Genomic DNA, 17,167 nt, shown 5'->3' with positions numbered 1-17,167 from the left:
TCGCACGGAGGGTGGCGTGGGGGCCTGTGGCAGGCGGTTTCTTGCGAAGCCCCTCGGTCCTGAAGGGCCCCTCGGTCCTAGAGGGCTTCCTCCCTCAGGAGCTCCAGCAGGTCGTCGCGCCGGTAACCCCACAGCCGGGCGACCTCGTTCGGGTCCCGCAGCTCGTCGACCATGGTGAGGTGCCTGGCAAGGTGGCTCTCGACCTGAGGCCCGTGGCTGCCCGCCCTCCCGGAGGAGATCCATTCGGCCAGCTCTGTGATGTCGGCGATCACCCCGGCGTGTTTGCCCGCGTTCAGCTTCCAGCGCATCCAGCTCGTCGCGTCAAGCAGGACCCGTGCGCGCTCGCCGACGTAGGCGAGCCCCTGGGTGTGCGACGCGAAGCGGAGGACGGTGACGGAGTCGAGGACCAGCAGGGCGCGGACCAGGGCGACGTCCTCCTCGGCCCATTGCGCGGGCTGAGCTCCGGGTATCTCGTCGCCGTCCTGCTTCCGTTTGACGTCCCTGGCCGCGTTCACCCACTTCGCAGCGGCGTTGGCGTCGATGTGGGCCCGGGCGGCGAGCTTGCTCGCACCCAGCTCGAGGATGTGGTCCGCGGTGAAGACGCCGGCGCCGACGAGATGCTGTGGGTTCACGTCGGCGTTCTTGCGCAGCAGGCCGGTCACCGGAGTGCTGCGCAGGCGGTCCTGCCGGCTCCGCTCCTTCTTGGCCCAGCAGGCCCGGACGACCTGGGACCGCGCTTCCTTGTGCAGGCCCGCGATCCGGACGAGGACCGGAGGCTCCTGTGCGATCTGTTCCCTCAGCCACTGCCGGGCCAGGGTGCGGTCGAAGGACTCCCCCGGCACTGAGGCGGGGTTCAGCTGCGCATCAGGGCTCATGTGCATCTCCGAGTCAGGCGGTCAAAGGGAAGCAGTGTATGAGCTGCCTCCGGCCTGCGCGAGCGCCCAACCCGGGCCTCGGAGAAGGGGGATGGGCGTCGCAGCGCTCTACGGGCCGGCGGTGCGCGGCCGGCCGGTTCTAGGACCCGGGTCTTCCGTCGCCTTGCGGACCGGGCGTGCCGGTCCGATGAAGCCCGCTCCGGGGAACTAGGTCAAACGGATGCCACAGTTCCGGCCGCATGAAGGAAGCGGATCAGGATCATCCACTTCTACCGTCGAGATCTCGGACAGCGATGACGCATATCCGCGTCCGGCACAGCACGTTTCGTACGGCCTTCTCTGGAGTATTCGGATGCCCGTCCTGATCGCGGCCCTTGGGCTGCTCGCCTTCGTCATGCCCTTGGCAACGGATATGTACTTGCCCGCACTGCCGCAGATGACAGGCGATCTGCACACCGACGCATCAGGCGCCCAGCTCACCCTGACCGCCTTCCTGATCGGCATGGGGCTGGGCCAGCTGGTCCTCGGCCCGCTTTCCGACCGCTGCGGCCGGCGGGTGCCGCTGCTGACGGGCAGCGTCGTGTGCGTGGCGGCCACGGCGCTCTGCGCGCTCGCCCCGTCGCTGGGATGGCTGATCGCCCTGCGATTCGTCCAGGGCTTCAGCGGTGCCGCCGGAGTGGTGATCGGACGGGCCGTGATAGCCGATGTGGCCGAGGGCGAGACGGCGGCGCGGCTCTTCGGCGTCGTGATGGCTCTCACCGGCCTCGCCCCGGTCGTCGCCCCGGTCGCGGGCGGCGTCGTGATCGAGAACGGCGGGTGGCGGACGGTGTTCTGGGTCCTGGCCGCCGCGACGGTCGTGGCGGTCGTGTCCGCGGCCGTCGCCGTGCCCGAGAGCCTGCCCAGGGACCGGCGCCGTACGGGCGGCGCCGCCGCCACGGCGCGGGCGGTGCGCGAGGTCCTGGGGAACCGGCCGTACCTGGGATACGCCCTCTCCTTCGGCTTCTCCCTCGCCGTGCTCTTCTGCTACCTCGGCGGCGCGTCGTTCCTCTTCCAGAACCTGCTCGGCCTGAGCGTCGGGCAGACGTCCGCGGCCTTCGCCTCGACCGGCGTCGCCGGAGCCCTGGCCACCGTGGCCGTCACCAGGCTGGTCGGCCGCTTCAGCCCCGCAGCGCTCCTGCGCACCGGCCTGTACGTCATGGTCGGCAGCTCCGCCGCGCTCACCGTGCTCGCCCTGGCCGACGCCCTCACCCTGCCGTACACCCTGGGGCTGGTGTACGTGGCGCTCACCGGCATCTGCCTGGTGACCGTCAACGCGACCGCCCTCGCCCTGGAGCGCGTTCCCCACGCGGCCGGCGCCGGTTCCGCCGTTCTCGGAACCGGTCAGGGCCTGCTGGGAGCCGTGGCCGCCCCGCTGGTAGGCCTGGGCGGTGAGCACACTGCGTTCCCGATGTTCCTCGGCATGACCGTCTCGGCCGCCCTGGCCTTCCTCGCCCTGACTCTCACCCGAACGACAGGCTCAGTCACGTCCGCTTGAGGTAGCCGTTGTCGACGAGCCACTTCACGTGCTCTCCCGGACCGCGGCCCGTGAGGCAGACCAAGATCAGCCAAGTGAAGGGGGCGTTCCTGTTCCCGGCGCGTCGCCGCAGAGGTGGTTACTGCGGGATTGCTGCGGGATTACTACGGGACCTCGATACGGGCCAGAGAGCCCGTTTCCAGGGCGCACCACAGCGCCCCGTCGTGGTGGGCGATGCCGTGCGGTTCGCAGTCGGGCCGGGGCAGGTCGTACGAGGTGATCCGGCCGTCCACGGTGATCCGCCCGACGCGGCCGCGGCCCCACTCGCTGAACCACAGCGCTCCGTCGGGGCCGGTGGTGATGGCGTGCGGCCTGGTCTCGCGGTCGGGCAGGGGGTACTCGGTGAGCTCGCCGTCCACCGTGATGCGCCCGATCTGTCCGGCGCCGATCTCGACGAACCACAGCGCGTCGTCCGGCCCGGCGGTGATGCCCACCGGCGCAGCGGCCTCGGTGGGCAGCGGGCAGGCGGTCGTCCGGCCGTCCATGGTGATCCGGCCGATCGCGTTGCCCTGGTTGAGGGTGAACCACATGGCTCCGTCGGGGCCCGCCGTGATGGCGGCGGGGAAGGCGCCCGGCGCCGGGTATTCGGTGATGTCGCCGTCGGTGGTGATGCGGCCGAGGCGGTCGGCTCCGGAGAGCGTGAACCACATCGCCCCGTCGGGGCCGGCGGCGATGCCGAACGGCCCTCCGCCGGTGGTCGGCGGGGTGAAGGAGGTGACGGTGCCCTCGACGGTGATACGGGCGATGCGGTGCGCCCGGTACTGGGTGAACCACAGTGACCCGTCGGGCCCTTGGGCGAGGATCGTGGGGCCTGTGTCCGCGCCGACCGGATGGACGGTCAGGCTCCCGTCCGTGCCCCTGCGGGCGATCGCGCCCTGGTGGGTCAGGGTGCACCACAGGGCACCGTCGGGCCCTTCGGTCAGCGCGTAGGGCCCGGCTTCCGGCGTGCCGATGGTGAACTCACGAACGGGGTCGGCCAGCCACCGGCTCATCCGGTCGAGGAGGACGTCTCCCCGGTCGGACAGGTGGAAGGCGTGGGGCATGCCCTCGTGGACGTCCAGGCACACGCTCACTCCGGCGGCCTCGGCGGCCTCGGCGAACCGGCGAGCGTCGTCGAGGAGCACTTCGTCCGCGCCGGCCGCGATCAGCAGGGGCGGCAGCCCGCGCAGTTCCCCGTACAGCGGGGACTGCGGCGCCTGGTCGGCGGGCGCGCCTGCGAGGTACTGGGCACCGATGGCCTCCAGGACGGCGCGGCTCATCACGTCCTTGCCGTCGTCGGCGGACAGGGACGCACCGGTGAGGGCCAGGTCCGTGACGGGCGAGACGGCGACGGCGGCACCGGGCGGCGTTCCGCCGGTCCGCTTGATCTCAAGGAGGGCGGAGAGCACCAGGGTGGCACCGGCCGACTCGCCGAAGAGGACGGCCTTCGAGGCGGGGATGCCCTGGTCCAGCACGCCCTGCCAGGCCGTCAGGACGTCCTCCAAGGCCGCGGGGTAGGGGTGGGCGGGCGCCAGCCGGTAGTTCACCCGCAGGACCGGCCGTCCGGTGGCCTTCGACAGCCGGTAGGCCATGACGCGTTCGGCCTCGGGCATGGTGTGGGCGAATCCGCCGCCGTGCACGTAGACGACGGCACCGTCCCCGGCTCCAGGCGCGCGGACCCAGTCGCCGGACACCTCGGCGTCGGCCGGCAGTGAAACAGCGAGCGCTGCGCCGAGGCTGTCACGGACTGCTGCGGCCTGTGCGGGGGTTGCGGGGACAGTGGTGATGTTCAAGAACGGTTCTCCGTAGGGTTCGTCAGATCTCGTTCTCCGGCGGGCATTTGCCGCCATCGGATGAACTTTACGTCGGGGGTAATCTTGCGCTCCACCCCCTCAAGACGGCAACGTAAATATATGTCTGGCGTATATTTTCGGGCCGTCGATAGCCTGGGCGGATGTCTGCCGTTTCACGCCCCGAGTCGTTCAACTTGGCCGCCGCCCAGTACGCAGCCAACCGGCCTTCCTACCCGCCCGCTCTCCTGGACTCCGTCGAGGAGCTCACGGGACGCCCCCTCGCCGGATCCCGTGTCGCCGACGTCGGCGCGGGCACCGGAATCGCCACCGTGCTGCTCCGCGAGCGCGGCGCCGACGTCGTCGCCGTCGAGCCCGGCGGCGGTATGGCCGCCCAGTTCCGCCGCACGCTGCCCGACGTGCCGCTCGTCCGCGGAGACGGCAACGCCCTGCCGCTCGCCGACGCTTCATGTGACCTGATCACCTACGCACAGGCCTGGCACTGGACAGACACCGCCCGCGCCGTTCCCGAGGCGCTGCGGGTCCTTCGCCCGGACGGTGCGCTCGCCCTCTGGTGGAACACCAGCGCCTCGGACGTGCCGTGGACGGCCGCCCAGGACGAGCGCATCGCCCGCCACTGCGGGCTGGAACCACCGTCCCCGACGATCCTTGACGACACCCGCGCCGCGCAGATCGCAGGGCTCGCCGGTCTACGGGTAACACGCCGCCAGGTGCGCTGGAGCCGCGCCATCCCCCTTGAGATGCATCTCGCCAACATCAGCAGTCACTCGGCGTTCCTCGTCCTCGGCGAGGCAAGGGCCCGGGCGTTCCTCGACGACGAACGCGTCCGCCTGCGGGAGATCTTCCCGGACGGAACGGTGGAGGAGACCTACGTCGTGGACCTCCTTGTGGCCACCCGGTCCTGAGTAGCTGTCAGGCCCGCGCCTGGCGATCGGCCGCCCGGTGAGTTCACTCGGGCAGGCGGACGGACAGGGCGTGGCGGAACTCGTTGCGGGGGTCCCAGCGGGCCTTGATGCGCTGAAGGCGGGGGTAGTGCTGCTTGTAGTAGAGGGTGTGCCAGGGCGTGCCGGAGGTGTTCCAGGAGGAGTCGGCCAGGTCGGTGTCGGGGTAGTTGACGAAGGAGCCGTCGCTGACGGCGCCGGGGACCGGCACGCCACCGCTGTCGGCGTAGACGGCGCGGTAGAAGTCGCGTACCCATGACAGGCGCGGACCGGGTTCGTCCTGCGGTTCCCAGCCGGTGAGGTAGACCGCCTTGAGGACGGAGTCGCGTTGCGCGACGGCGGTCGCCTCGGGTGCGACGGTGCTGACCTCCCCGCCGTAGGAGACGAGCCACAGCGAGCCGCTGATCTCGCCGCCCTCCTTGCCCGACAAATGCTGGTGGATGGTCTCGGTCTGCCGGTCCGTGAAACGTTTGCGCAGGTAGGCGGCCTTCGCCTTGAAGGACGCCGGAGGGGTCTCCTGCACGGTGGCGGCGGCCTGCAGCCACGGCTGGTCCACCTGGCTCCGGCCGGGCCGCGCCCCGACCCCGCCGCCGACCGCGGCCACGTAGTCGTCCACCAGCCGCTGCGCGCCGGGCCCGGTGGAGTCCACCTGCCCGACGAGGTCGACGGTTCCGGCCTTGCGGCTGTTGAGCATCAGGACGCTGAACAGCCCGGCGTAGGGGGAGCCGGGGGCGCTGTTGCGCTCGTACCAGCTGCCGTGATTGCGCACCAGCCGGGTGAAGGAGCGCTGGTCGAGGTCCTTCCAGGACCATGAAGCGCTGAAAGTGAGCGCGGACTCCGGGGCCCGGGGCAGCAACCGCGAGGGGTCGGAGCCCTTCGCACCGGGAGACCTGAACCAGTAGCGGGTGACGATGCCGAAGTTGCCGCCCCCGCCGCCGGTGTGTGCCCACCACAGGTCGTGGTGGGGATCACCGGGATCCCTGGTGGCCACCACGCTGCGGGCCTTGCCCGCCTTGTCCACCACCACGACCTCGACGGCATGGAGGTGGTCCACGCCCAGGCCGTAGCGGCGGGACAGGGCGCCGTATCCGCCTCCCAGGATGTGCCCGCCGACGCCGACCTCCGCCGTGGCACCCGCCGGAACGGCCACGCCCCAGCCGAGGAACAGGCGCCGGTACATCTCACCGAGCGAGGCGCCCGGCTCGACGGCGAACGCCCGGCGCTGCGGGTCGTAGGAGACGGCGGTCATCGGAGAGAGGTCGATGAGGACCCGGACGGAGTGGTCGTCGACGAAGTCCTCGAAGCAGTGCCCGCCGCTGCGGACGGCGATGCGCTTGCCCTGGCGTACCGCTTGCTGCACGGCGTCGACGACCTGTTCGGTCGTGCTGACGACGCGCACGTAGTCGGGTGTGGCACTGCCTCCGTCCGAGGAAGGACGAAGGGGCGGTGCTGTTCCATCCCGCAGAAGGTTGCGCCGCCCACCCGGAGGGGTCCCCCGCCTGCTTATGCGTTCGTCCTGCGACCGTGGTCGGATTAGGTTGGCGTGATGCCCGAACTGCGAACCGACCGACTTGCACTCCGCGCGTGGCGGGAGTCCGACCTCGATCCCTGGGCGGCCATGAACGCCGATCCCGAAGTCCGCCGATACTTCCCGGAGGTGCTCACCCGGGAGCAGAGCGAGGCTTCCATCACCCGTTTCCAGGCCGATCTCGACCGGCGTGGCTGGGGCTGGTGGGCCGTGGAGGTCGTGGCCACCGGCGAATTCATCGGCTTCGCCGGGCTGGACCCGGTGGACGAGGACATGCCGTTCACCGGAGTGGAGGCCGGCTGGCGCCTGGCCCGTCCGGCGTGGGGACACGGTTACGCCACCGAGGCCGCCCTCGCCGTGGTGGAATTCGGCTTCGGCGAACTCGGCCTGTCCGAAATCCTTGCGGTGACGACGGCCACCAACGTCCGGTCGCAGGCGGTGATGCGCCGTATCGGCATGACGTACGACCCCGCCGACGACTTCGACGACCTGACGGTGCCCGACGGGCCGCTGCGCCGGAACGTGGTGTACCGGATCCCGGCCGTGAAGCGGCCGCCGGCCGGGGTGTAGGCGGGTCGCCCGAATTCCTCGACGGCGGCGCACAAGGCGCGCATCGCCACTTGAACAGAGTGTTCACAACATTCAGTTGACAACGACTCACATGCCATCTCATCCTGATCACATGCCATCGATTCCCGAGCAGCCCGCCGACCAGCCCACCGACCCCTTCACGCCCCCGTCCGCGGACGAGGCGCGGGCACAGCGTGTCTACGCGTCCCTGTTCCGCATCGCCGAGCGGCATGCGGCCACCGACGAACAGCGCCGCCGCCAGGTCCACCCGTCCATCCTCGGGCCCCACGAAGCCGTACGGCTCGTGTCGTTCCTGCTCAGCGGGGCCGCACAGCCCGTCGAAGGCGAGGCGGAGGTGGACCGCACCGACATCACCGCCGCCCTGAGCCTGATCCCGCCGGCCCGGAGCGAGATGGACGAGCTGGAAGCGGGTCTCCTGCAGATGGCGCGAGGCCGCGGCATGACCTGGCAGGAGATCGCCTTCGGCCTGGGGCTCAGCACCCCGCAAGCCGCCCGGCAGCGGTACGAGCGACTGGCCGACCGGACCGCGTCCGGCACGGAGCCCGTCGCGGAGTAGGGCGAAGCGGGGGGCCTCCGCCCCGGCCACCTGCGGCTCCCCCGGAGCTGTCTTCGACCGGACGGGCGAGGAACTCGCCCGGCACAGCGCGAAGAGTGGAAGAAGAGTGGAATAGGTGTCGTGCCGGGAGGGTTGGCCCGGGCACGAGACCACCACGAGCCCTCGAAGGACACTCCATGAAAATCGGCATCATCGGCGCCGGCAACATCGGCGGCAACCTCACGCGCCGGCTCACCGCTCTCGGCCACGACGTCTCCGTCGCCAACTCGCGCGGCCCGCAGACCCTCACGGAGCTCGCCGCCGAGACGGGGGCGACCCCTGTCACCGCCGCCGAGGCGGCGCGGGGCGCGGAGGTCGTCGTGGTGACCGTTCCGCTGAAGGCGGTCCCCGGCCTGCCGTCCGGGCTCTTCGACGGGGCTGCGGAAGGCGTCGCCGTCATCGACACCGGAAACTACTACCCCAAGGAGCGGGACGGCCGGATCGCAGCCATCGAGGACGGCCTACCGGAGAGCCGGTGGACCGAGCAGCACATCGGCCACCCGGTCATCAAGGTGTTCAACGGCACCTACGCCCAGGACCTCCTGGACAAGCCGCTGCCGGCCGGTCACCCGGACCGGCTCGCCGTGCCGGTGGCCGGCGACGACGAGGCGGCGAAGGAGATCGTCCGCCGTCTCGTCGACGAGCTCGGTTTCGACACGGTCGACGCCGGGGGCATCGACGACTCCTGGCGCCAGCAGCCCGCGACGCCCGTCTACGGCCTCCGGGCGGGGACGGACGAGGTGACCAAGGCCCTCGCCGAGGCCTCGCGGGAGCGGTCCGAGGCGTTCCGGGCGTAGCGCGGGCCACACATGGGCCGGCCACTCGGTTTGACCCTCACCCCACGTCAGGCCGCAGCATGGCGCGGGAGAGAGGAAGGGCAGGTCCATGAGTTATTCGGTCGGGCAGGTCTCCGGCTTCGCGGGGGTCACGGTCCGTACGCTGCACTACTACGACAAGGCGGGGCTGCTGTGTCCCAGCGAGCGCAGCCCCGCCGGCTACCGGCTCTACGGCAACGCGGACCTGGCGCGGCTCCAGCAGATCCTCTTCTACCGGGAGCTCGGCTTCTCCCTCGACGAGATCGCCACGATCATGGCGGATCCGGCGGCCGGCGCGCTGAAGCACCTGCGCGATCGCCACCGGATGCTGAACGAGCAGATAGCCAAGCTGCACCGGCTGGTCGAGGTGGCCGAGCGGGCCATGGAGGTGGAGCGCACGGGCGTCGAGCTGACGCCCGAGGAGCGGTTCGAGGTGTTCGGCGAGGTCGCCTTCGACCTCAGTTACGCAACCGACGCGCACCTCAAGTGGGGGCACAGCGAGGGCCACCGGCAGTCGATGGCCCGGGCCGCCGCCCACACCAAGGAGGACTGGCGGCAGATCATGGCCGAGGCGGCCGCCTGGCGGCACGAGCTGATCGCCGCCTTCAACGCGGGCGAGGCTCCGGACAGCGCACGGGTCCTGGAGCTGGCCGAGGAACACCGCCGGCACATAGGGCGGTGGTTCACTGCCTGTCCGCCCGAGATGCACTGCCGCATCGCCGACGACTACGTCGAGGACTCCCGGGCCTTCGCGCTCGTCGTGCCCCCGTCCGAACAGCGCCCCGGGCTGGACCGGTTCCTCCGTGCGGCGATCCACGCCAACGCCGAGGGAGGCCGGGACCGGTGAAGATCCTCATCCTGGCGGCCGGCTCCCGGGGCGACGTGGCGCCCTACACCGGGCTCGGCGTCCGCCTGCGGGACGCCGGCCACGAGGTCGCCCTCGCCGCGCCCGCCTCCTTTTCCGGCCTGGTGGCGGAGAGCGGGCTGGAGTTCCGCGGCCTGCCCGCGGACCCGCGCGCCCAGGCCGCCGGGGCCCAGGCCGCAGGGACCCGCGTTTCCGGAGGGAGTCCGGGCGGCACGGCCGACCTCATGCGCAAGGCGTCGGCCTTCATCCAGGAGCTGGGGCCGGGCATCGCCGACGCCGCCGCGGCGGGTGCGGACCTGCTGCTGTTCTCCACCACGACGGCTCCGCTGGGCTGGCACGTGGCGGAGGCACTGGGCGCCCCCAGCATGGGGGTGTACCTGCAGCCGGTGACGCCCACGGGCGAGTTCGGGCCGGTGATGGGCGGGGGGCGTTCGCTGGGCCGCTGGGGCAACCGGGCGGCCGGCCGCATCTCCCTGCGGGTCGTCGACAGGCTCCATACGACGGCGGCGGCCGGTCTACGGGCCCGGCTGGGCCTGCCGCCCGCCGCAGCCCGGGCGGTGCGGCGACGGCAGGAGGCGTCGAACTGGCCGGTCCTGCACGGGTTCAGCACCGTGCTCGTACCTCGTCCGCGGGACTGGCGCGACGGGCTGGACGTCGTCGGGAACTGGTGGCCCCACTGCCCCGCCGACCGGCGGCTGCCCGCCGAACTGGACGACTTCCTCCGGTCCGGGCCTCCCCCGGTCTTCATCGGGTTCGGCAGCATGGGCGCCGGTGAGGGCGAGCGGCTCAGCGAGATCGCCGTGGAGGCCCTCCGCAAGGCCAAGGTGCGCGGCGTCCTCCAGGCGGGGTGGGCTGGGCTGTCCGCTGTGGGAGACGACGTGCTGGCCGTCGGGGACGTGCCGCACGCCCTGCTCTTCCCGCGTACGGCCGCGGTGGTGCACCATGCCGGCGCGGGCACGGCCGCGGCCGCCCTCCGTGCGGGTGTCCCTGCGATTCCCGTTCCCGTCACGGCCGACCAACCGTTCTGGGCCGGGCGGATCGCGTCCCTGGGCGCAGGCACCACCCCCGTCCCGTACAAGGAACTGACCGCCGGCCGACTGGCGGAAGCGCTGCGGCTGGCTGTCGGGGAACCGCAGTACCGGGAACGGGCTGCAGAGGCCGCACGGCGCATGGAGGCGGAGGACGGCGCGGCGAGGGTGGTCGAGGAGATCGAAAAGAAAGTGCCGTGACCCATGGCGCCGCGTAATGTGCACTCCCGTTGAGTGACGGTTACATCGGGAGGCGTCATGATTGCGGAACTCGTCAGGGTGTGGGCTTCGGGCTGGGCCCTGTCCCGGCACACACCCCGGCCCGCGGAGCAGCCCTGGGGCGTCTACATCGAGGTGGGGCAGGCCGGACAGGTGGGGCGCCATGTGCTCTTCGGTGCCCACGAGTCGGCGGTACGCGAGGCCGCGGCCTCGGTGAGCGCCCCGCACACCTGGCTCAAGGTGCCCGCGGAGCCCGAGGACGTCGGGCCCTGGCTGCCGCGGGGCTGGGTGGTCGACGAGGAGGAAGCCGGCCATCTGATGGCCGTGGACCTGTCGGCGACGGAGCCCGTCGCACCCGAGGGATACACCGGGTCCCTGGAGACGGGCGGCGGCGGCGTCGCGTACGTCCGGGTGCACGATGCCGCGGGCGAACTCGCCGCCAAGGGGCAGGTGGCCCTGCTCGGTCGCGAGGCGGTCGTCGACCGGGTGGTGACCGAAGAGGCCCACCGCCGCCGCGGCCTCGGCGCCTTCGTGATGCGCACGCTCGCCGACCACGCCGTGGCCGAGGGTGCGTCCCTCGGCGTCCTGGGGGCGACGGACGAAGGGCGTGCGCTGTACGAGACGCTGGGCTGGAAGGCACACGCCCGGCTGGCGGCGTGCGTCTACAGGCCGTAATTCCAGAGCCCACACCAACCTCGGATGGTAGGGTTTTCGGTGTTCGTATCCGAAAGCGAGAGATGTGGGGAGGTGAGGTTGATGACCGCGCTGAAGGCCACTGCCGTGCGCAGCGCCCGGGTCACCCTCACGTCCCGGGCGACGGTCTGACCGCATCCTGCTGTGCCTCGCCGGGAGCGTGAGCTCGCGGGGCGACACCCGTACGAACTTCACTGGAACGGATCTCCGTACCGTCATGACCACTCGCATCGACTGGATCACGCGCGCCGAGACCAGCGCCGACATCCCTGCCATCCGCGATATCGTCCTCGCCGCGTTCGACACCCCGCTGGAAGCCGACCTCGTCGACGCCCTGCGTACCGACCCCTCGTGGATCGAGGGCCTGTCGATCGTCGCCACCGACCCCGGCGGCAGGCCGGTCGGCCACGCGCTGCTCACCCGCTGCCACATCGGCGACGTCCCGGCCCTGTGCCTGGCCCCCGTCGCCGTGCTCCCCGAGTGCCAGAAGACCGGCGCCGGCTCCGCGGCCGTCCGCGCCGCTCTGAAGGCCGCAAAGGGCATGGGCGAGCACTTCGTCACCGTCCTGGGGCATCCGGCGTACTACCCGCGGTTCGGCTTCACCCGGGCCTCGGCCCACGGCATCGGGCTGACCATCGACGTCCCGGACGAGGCCATGATGGCGCTCGCCCTCGACGCCGATCACCCACTGCCGGCCGGCACCGTCCGTTACGCCGCGCCGTTCGGCATCTGATCCGGGCCGCCGGGCGGGGCGTCACCGCGTCCCGCCCGGCGTCACGATGTGCACGTGCCCAGCATCGTCGTGAGCATCTTCTTCTCGTCCTCGGTGACGGTCAGGCCGTACGTGGACTTCACAGAGGTCCAGGCCCGGCCGTAGACGCACCAGGCGGTCTTCGCCGGGGGCTGCCACTGGTCGGGGCTCTGGTCGCCCTTGCTGCGGTTCGTCGCCGCCGAGACGGTCAGCAGCTGAGGGTGGGTGAGGTCGTTGGCGAGAGCCTTGCGCCGGTCCGTGGTCCACTGGTCGGCGCCCGACCGCCAGGCGTTGGCCAACGGCACGATGTGATCGATATCGACCTGGGAGGCCGCGGTGAAGGTCTTGCCGTCGTAGAGGCTCTGCCAGGTGCCGGAGACCGCCCGGCACTGCGCATCGCGCTTCACGTCCTTGCCGTCGCGTCCGAGGATCGTCTCGCGGGTGTCGCACTTGTCGCCCTGCTGGGCCCAGTGCGGGAACTTGTCGCGGCTGTAGCCGGTCATCGGACGGGGCTTGGCCACCGCGAGCCCGCTCAGCTGCTTCTTCGCTTCGCCCGCCGACGGCAGGGCGGGGAGGCCGGCATCCCCGCCCGCGCCGCCGGGCTTCCCGTCCCCCGGCCCCTGCCCCGGGGATGAGGCCGACGCGGCAGGGGGCGTACTGCGGCCAGGGGACTTGCCCCGGTCCGCGCTGTCCCCGCCGCAGCCCGAGAGGACGAGCCCGGCCACACATACCAGTGCCGCACCTGCACCGGCCCGTACCTGATGCCTCATCACTACCGTCATCCCCCGCCCATCGCCGGAACGTTCCGCTGCCAAGCTGCCCGCCGGACAGATCCACAAACAGAACGAAAATGCCACTGAAGCCTGTGTAAGACAAATCCGGTATGCGGCATGCCTGTGCGGTGGCACCGCAGCCGCCATCGCCGGGGGCTTCGTCCTTTCGTGCTCTCCCCTGCACTTGTACATTCCTGCAGTGGATATTGACGACAAGGACGACAAGACCGTGATCCGGCACGCCGGGCCGGAGGATGCAGCGTCGATCGCACGCATCCACAGGGATTCCCGGGCGGCGACCATGCCCTACCTGCCGCCGCAGCAGCACACCCCCGACGAGGTGGCCTGGTGGATCCGGGAGGTCGTTCTGCGGGAATGCCGGACCTGGGTCGCCGTGCGCGGCACCGAGACGGCCGGCTACGCCGCCGTCAAAGGCGAGATGCTCGAGCACCTCTATCTGCGCCCGGACCTCCGCCGCCGGGGCATCGGCACACTGCTCCTGGACGCGGTCAAACGGCACGCCTCCGGCGGGGTGTCCCTCCATGTCTTCCAGCAGAACACCGGGGCCCGCGCCTTCTATGAGCGCCACGGCTTCACCGTCGTGGACACCAGCGACGGCAGTCGCAACATGGAGGCGCTGCCCGACATGACCTTGCGCTGGGAACCGGACGTCACGGCCTCCGGTGGCGCGGCGAAGGCGCCCCGTGGGTGCCCGCACGGGGCGACAGATCTCCGCCCGTCAGCAGATCTCCACCCGTGAGTGGAGAGGCTCCACCCTGAGCTGGATACAAGGGTGCAACCGGAGATCCACCCGGTAGCCGATGCGGCGCGGAGGCCGGCAGCGCGACAGTGGAGGACATGAAAAGACCACTGAACAGGCGGGCATCCGTGGCCGGTGTGCTGGCCTGCGCGGCCGTCGTCGCCACGCTGATCTCCCCCGTCGGCGCGCAGGCCTCGGCCGCGCCCGCCCAGCCCGAGCTGCGCATGCCCGAGGGCAAGACCGTGCTGCCGAACCTCGACGATGACGCCCGGCGCTGCACCCTGCGCCCCGGCGACCTGGACCGGCTGGACGTGGCCGTCGACGAACGGCTGGCCGCATGCAACGACGCCGCCGACGAGGTGGTCAACGGCGCCGCCGATGCCGAAGACCTCACCCCGCTGAGGGTGAAGCCCATAGCCGTAAGCAGCCATGCCGACGGCCGGGTCCGGCTGCCCGCCGCCCAAAGCCCTTACGCGCGCATCTTCGTGATGCGCGACGGGCAGTATGTATCACTGGGCGCCGACGGGCGGTTGAGCGCCGAGGAACTGCGGCGCGGAGTGCAGCTGGCCGTGGAGGCCCGTGACATCGTGCGCGACCGCAAGCGCTGGGACGGCCGGATCGACGTGACGGTGTCCGTCACGCAGCACGGGGTCACCCGCACGGCCCGGGCGGACCTGCACGTGGCCCCGGTGCTCCTGCAGCACGACCTGCAGCGCGCGCAGCACGTCTTCGCCGCCGCGCCGGGCCCGGGCGAGGGGCAGCCCGTCGAGGTCCCCGCCGCGACGCGTCCTCCCGGCCAGTGGCAGGAGTTCGCCGACTCCCTGCGCAAGGCCGCGAAGGAGTCCGGCCTTCCCGAGAGCGACGTGCGGTTCCAGCCCGGCACCGCGCAGTGGTGGAAGGACATCTGGCGCCAGGACATCGCCGAGCCCGGTTACGTGACCAAGACGACGCCCCACGGCCGGCAAACGCTGCGGATCCTGCTGCGCTCCCCCAACTACTGGACGTCCGCCGACGGCCGCTCCGCGAGCCTTCGCCGCGCCGGCCGGCTCCTCTACCGTGACCTGCGCGGTCCCGATGTGGGCGTGGTCCAGCAGTACACGCCCACGTCCCGGCGCGAGAAGAACGTCGACGAGCTGCTGAACTTCACGGGCAACTTCGAGTCCCTGCCGCCGTACGCCGGTCATCCGCAAGGCCGGGTCCTCTACGGCAGCAGTGCCGATCGCCGCCCCGATCCGTCGTTCGTCGGGATGCTGAACGCCCAGGGACAGCAGCCTGCGGTAGTCCTGGACACCTCCTGGCTGCTGGTGGGCCATGTCGACGAGACCGTCCACGTCGTACGGGCGGACAACGCACGTGGCTGGACGCTGGCGGTCTCCGACCCCCGCAAGGCCGTGGCTCTGCTGAAACAGGCCCAGCGAGCGGGTGAGGGAAGCCAGCGCCTCTTCGCGGACACGGCCGCGAAGGCCAAGCCGACCGTCGACGAGTTCCTGCGCTACGAGCAGCACGCCGGCGACAACGAGGACGCCGCCCGGCACATCGACGGACAGCTCGCGGTCCTGCTGCGGGAAACCGGCCTGAAACCGCAGGAGATCGTCCGGCTCCCGGTCCTCTACTACAGGACGGAATCGGGCAAGGGCCAGCCGCGTCGCCACATAGCCCTCTCCCCCGCCCTCGCCAACGGGCTGTCCCTGACCGCCCGCGACTTCGCCGCCCCCAGCCCCCACGGGCCGCGCATCGCCGGCCGTGACCTCTTCCGCAGCGAGACCGAGCGCGCCCTGGCCGCCGGAGGCGTGCGGGTGCACTGGGTGGAGAACTTCTCCTGGGCCCACCTCAGCGGCGGCGAAGTGCACTGCGCCACGAACGCCCTCCGCGAGATCACGTAACGGTGCAGGGCAGCCGAGGGCAGCCGGCTGCCCGGTTCCGGCCGGGCAGGTGAAGCGGCTGCTCCGCCGAGAAGCGTCAGGACACGTTGATGCTGTCCGTGAACGCGGTGACGGAGAGGTGGCCGTTGGTCACCGTCTTCTCGAACGGGATCGTCAGGTGGTCGCGGGATGCGGGTGGCGTGATGCGCAGGTACCCGGCCTGCACCATCCGCGGGGCGTCGGCGTGTGCCCATGCCAGCGCGGCCTCTGCGGAACCCCCGGGCTTCAGGACGAGGGTGCTCCTGCCGGGGTCGGGGATGAAGTAGGTGCTCCCCCAGGAGGTGCTCGTGCCGACCGCCTGGTGGCGGGCGTCCTCAAGCTGCAGGCCGGGATAGCCGTATAGCGCGCAGGTACGGCCGGAGGTGTTGGTCAGCACCAGCACGGTGCCCTCGTGGGACATGCCGTTCTGGTGGCCTCCCTTGTCGGTCAGTGAGGCCCTCAGGCCCGATACGTCGCAGGTCGGGGTCCGTCCGGCGGCCGGGGCGGCCGAGGCGGTTTCCGCGCCGCCGACGGCGGTGGCGGTTGCCACCGTCGCCGCTATCGCTGCTATCGCCGCGGTCGTGGCGGCTGTCCTGCCCAGGGTGCTCCGTAACATCGTGTCCCTCCAGCGTTCGAACGTCTTTGCTTTCCGGCTACCTCATCTTGGCCCGTCCATTCCTCCCGGGTCACGGAAACCCCGGCTATGCGGCGAGGGCGGTGGCGCCCCGTTGGTGTGGGGTGCCACCGCCCTCGGCAGTGTGTGGTGCTGATCAGTACGCGGAGTTGACGTTGTCCATCGAGCCGTACTTGTCGGCCGCGTAGTTGCAGGCGGCGGTGATGTTGGCGACCGGGTCATAGATGTCCCAGGACGTGCCCTCGACGTGATACGCCTTGAACGTCGGGTCGATCATCTGCAGCAGACCCTTCGACGGAACACCGTTCACCGCATTGACGTCCCAGTCATTGATCGCCCGCGGGTTACCCGTCGACTCACGCATCACATTCTTCTTGATGCCCTCATACGAAGCCGGGATACCCTTCGCCCGCAGAATGTCCAGCGACTGACCGATCCAGCCCTCAAGATCATCCGCGTAGGCCTTCTTCGCCGGAGCAGCCGGCTTGGCGGCGGGCTTGGCCGGGGCAGCAGGCTTGGCAGCGGGCTTCGCCGCAGCGGCCGGCTTGGCGGCTATGGCCTTGCGCTCGGTGGAGCGGTTGGCGGCCTGCTTCTCGGCACGCTCCTTGCCCGCCTTCGCCTCGGCGGCAGCGTCCGCGCCGGCCTTGGCGGCGGCGTCAGCATGCTTCTCCAGGTCGGCCTGCTGCGTCTGACCGAAAGCCTCAGCACTCCACGCCACCGGCTTCACCGCAGCAGCCGGAGCCGCATCAGCAGCGAAAGCATGCGGAGCAACGGCCACCGCGACGACAGCGGCACCGGTCGCAGCAATACCGGCAACAGAGAACTTGTGAATCTT

General features: G+C 71.1%; 17 protein-coding genes and 1 pseudogene. 11 read left to right on the top strand and 7 right to left on the bottom strand.

Annotated elements, in window-relative coordinates:
• Positions 1-77: 77 nt before the first annotated feature.
• A complete protein-coding gene (locus IE241_RS33025) occupies positions 78-875 on the bottom strand; it encodes an aldo-keto reductase family protein (RefSeq protein WP_190025561.1) in 798 nt (265 codons plus the stop codon).
• 352 nt (positions 876-1,227) lie between these two features.
• Here IE241_RS33025 and IE241_RS33020 point away from each other — a divergent pair, with 352 nt between their 5' ends.
• On the top strand, positions 1,228-2,409 hold the full coding sequence (locus IE241_RS33020) for a multidrug effflux MFS transporter (protein WP_190025560.1): 1,182 nt from the start codon (positions 1,228-1,230) through the stop codon (positions 2,407-2,409).
• A 143-nt stretch (positions 2,410-2,552) separates the two neighbouring features.
• Here the strand turns inward: IE241_RS33020 and IE241_RS34525 are convergent, their stop codons facing one another.
• Both IE241_RS34525 and IE241_RS34730 read right to left on the bottom strand, forming a co-directional pair.
• Positions 2,553-3,440, bottom strand: a complete 888-nt coding sequence (locus tag IE241_RS34525) for a Vgb family protein (protein ID WP_229900190.1) — start codon at positions 3,438-3,440, stop codon at positions 2,553-2,555.
• A 45-nt stretch (positions 3,441-3,485) separates the two neighbouring features.
• Positions 3,486-4,277: pseudogene (locus IE241_RS34730) on the bottom strand (alpha/beta hydrolase fold domain-containing protein); the annotation flags it as partial.
• A gap of 104 nt (positions 4,278-4,381) precedes the next feature.
• Between IE241_RS34730 and IE241_RS33010 the strand changes: the two are divergent.
• The gene (locus IE241_RS33010) at positions 4,382-5,143 is read left to right on the top strand and encodes a class I SAM-dependent methyltransferase (RefSeq protein WP_190025558.1); all 762 of its coding nucleotides are present in this window, start codon (positions 4,382-4,384) and stop codon (positions 5,141-5,143) included.
• A gap of 43 nt (positions 5,144-5,186) precedes the next feature.
• Here the strand turns inward: IE241_RS33010 and IE241_RS33005 are convergent, their stop codons facing one another.
• The gene (locus tag IE241_RS33005; RefSeq protein ID WP_229900174.1) at positions 5,187-6,578 is read right to left on the bottom strand and encodes an FAD-binding oxidoreductase; all 1,392 of its coding nucleotides are present in this window, start codon (positions 6,576-6,578) and stop codon (positions 5,187-5,189) included.
• 147 nt (positions 6,579-6,725) lie between these two features.
• Between IE241_RS33005 and IE241_RS33000 the strand changes: the two genes are divergently transcribed.
• The 7 genes from IE241_RS33000 (at position 6,726) to IE241_RS32970 (ending at position 12,246) form a co-directional block, all read left to right on the top strand.
• Positions 6,726-7,277 carry a GNAT family N-acetyltransferase gene (locus tag IE241_RS33000; protein WP_190025588.1) on the top strand — a complete coding sequence of 184 codons (552 nt, stop codon included), beginning with the start codon at positions 6,726-6,728 and terminating at the stop codon, positions 7,275-7,277.
• Positions 7,278-7,389: 112 nt separating this feature from the next.
• Positions 7,390-7,854, top strand: a complete 465-nt coding sequence (locus tag IE241_RS32995) for a DNA-binding protein (protein ID WP_190025557.1) — start codon at positions 7,390-7,392, stop codon at positions 7,852-7,854.
• A 95-nt stretch (positions 7,855-7,949) separates the two neighbouring features.
• The gene (locus tag IE241_RS32990) at positions 7,950-8,690 is read left to right on the top strand and encodes an NADPH-dependent F420 reductase (RefSeq protein WP_190025556.1); all 741 of its coding nucleotides are present in this window, start codon (positions 7,950-7,952) and stop codon (positions 8,688-8,690) included.
• Positions 8,691-8,778: 88 nt separating this feature from the next.
• Positions 8,779-9,555 (top strand): MerR family transcriptional regulator, encoded by a 777-nt coding sequence (locus tag IE241_RS32985; protein WP_190025555.1) that lies wholly within the window; start codon positions 8,779-8,781, stop codon positions 9,553-9,555.
• A complete protein-coding gene (locus tag IE241_RS32980; protein WP_190025554.1) occupies positions 9,552-10,802 on the top strand; it encodes a glycosyltransferase in 1,251 nt (416 codons plus the stop codon). The genes IE241_RS32985 and IE241_RS32980 overlap by 4 nt, the downstream gene beginning before the upstream one ends.
• A gap of 57 nt (positions 10,803-10,859) precedes the next feature.
• Positions 10,860-11,495, top strand: coding sequence for a GNAT family N-acetyltransferase (locus tag IE241_RS32975; protein WP_190025553.1), 636 nt, complete (start codon positions 10,860-10,862; stop codon positions 11,493-11,495).
• A 235-nt stretch (positions 11,496-11,730) separates the two neighbouring features.
• On the top strand, positions 11,731-12,246 hold the full coding sequence (locus tag IE241_RS32970; RefSeq protein ID WP_190025552.1) for a GNAT family N-acetyltransferase: 516 nt from the start codon (positions 11,731-11,733) through the stop codon (positions 12,244-12,246).
• Between the two features lie 41 nt (positions 12,247-12,287).
• On the opposite strand, the gene IE241_RS32965 is transcribed toward IE241_RS32970, so the two are convergent.
• Entirely contained in the window at positions 12,288-13,034 is a 747-nt protein-coding gene (locus IE241_RS32965; protein ID WP_190025551.1) for an HNH endonuclease family protein, read from the bottom strand.
• A gap of 202 nt (positions 13,035-13,236) precedes the next feature.
• On the opposite strand from IE241_RS32965, the gene IE241_RS32960 reads away from it, so the two are divergent.
• Both IE241_RS32960 and IE241_RS32955 read left to right on the top strand, forming a co-directional pair.
• A complete protein-coding gene (locus tag IE241_RS32960) occupies positions 13,237-13,797 on the top strand; it encodes a GNAT family N-acetyltransferase (protein ID WP_308433776.1) in 561 nt (186 codons plus the stop codon).
• A 98-nt stretch (positions 13,798-13,895) separates the two neighbouring features.
• On the top strand, positions 13,896-15,680 hold the full coding sequence (locus IE241_RS32955) for a protein-arginine deiminase family protein (RefSeq protein ID WP_190025550.1): 1,785 nt from the start codon (positions 13,896-13,898) through the stop codon (positions 15,678-15,680).
• Positions 15,681-15,756: 76 nt separating this feature from the next.
• Here IE241_RS32955 and IE241_RS32950 read toward each other — a convergent pair whose 3' ends face one another.
• Positions 15,757-16,314 carry a DUF4232 domain-containing protein gene (locus tag IE241_RS32950; protein WP_190025549.1) on the bottom strand — a complete coding sequence of 186 codons (558 nt, stop codon included), beginning with the start codon at positions 16,312-16,314 and terminating at the stop codon, positions 15,757-15,759.
• 154 nt (positions 16,315-16,468) lie between these two features.
• Positions 16,469-17,167, bottom strand: a 699-nt coding sequence (locus tag IE241_RS32945) for a transglycosylase SLT domain-containing protein (RefSeq protein WP_190025548.1), incomplete at its 5' end; no start/stop codon positions are given.

The organism is Streptomyces hiroshimensis (genome assembly GCF_014650335.1).
GTDB classification, from domain to species: Bacteria; Actinomycetota; Actinomycetes; order Streptomycetales; family Streptomycetaceae; genus Streptomyces; species Streptomyces hiroshimensis.
Note: the sequence above shows the minus strand (reverse complement) of the source record. Positions and strands in the feature narration are given on the sequence as shown.

Bases quoted from the DNA above. Each gene is read 5' to 3' on its own strand.
- IE241_RS33025 (WP_190025561.1), bottom strand. From the start codon at position 875: ATGAGCCCTGATGCGCAGCTGAACCCCGCCTCAGTGCCGGGGGAGTCC.
- IE241_RS33020 (WP_190025560.1), top strand. From the start codon at position 1,228: ATGCCCGTCCTGATCGCGGCCCTTGGGCTGCTCGCCTTCGTCATGCCC.
- IE241_RS34525 (WP_229900190.1), bottom strand. From the start codon at position 3,440: ATGAGCCGGTGGCTGGCCGACCCCGTTCGTGAGTTCACCATCGGCACG.
- IE241_RS33010 (WP_190025558.1), top strand. From the start codon at position 4,382: ATGTCTGCCGTTTCACGCCCCGAGTCGTTCAACTTGGCCGCCGCCCAG.
- IE241_RS33000 (WP_190025588.1), top strand. From the start codon at position 6,726: ATGCCCGAACTGCGAACCGACCGACTTGCACTCCGCGCGTGGCGGGAG.
- IE241_RS32995 (WP_190025557.1), top strand. From the start codon at position 7,390: ATGCCATCGATTCCCGAGCAGCCCGCCGACCAGCCCACCGACCCCTTC.
- IE241_RS32985 (WP_190025555.1), top strand. From the start codon at position 8,779: ATGAGTTATTCGGTCGGGCAGGTCTCCGGCTTCGCGGGGGTCACGGTC.
- IE241_RS32975 (WP_190025553.1), top strand. From the start codon at position 10,860: ATGATTGCGGAACTCGTCAGGGTGTGGGCTTCGGGCTGGGCCCTGTCC.
- IE241_RS32970 (WP_190025552.1), top strand. From the start codon at position 11,731: ATGACCACTCGCATCGACTGGATCACGCGCGCCGAGACCAGCGCCGAC.
- IE241_RS32965 (WP_190025551.1), bottom strand. From the start codon at position 13,034: ATGAGGCATCAGGTACGGGCCGGTGCAGGTGCGGCACTGGTATGTGTG.
- IE241_RS32955 (WP_190025550.1), top strand. From the start codon at position 13,896: ATGAAAAGACCACTGAACAGGCGGGCATCCGTGGCCGGTGTGCTGGCC.
- IE241_RS32950 (WP_190025549.1), bottom strand. From the start codon at position 16,314: ATGTTACGGAGCACCCTGGGCAGGACAGCCGCCACGACCGCGGCGATA.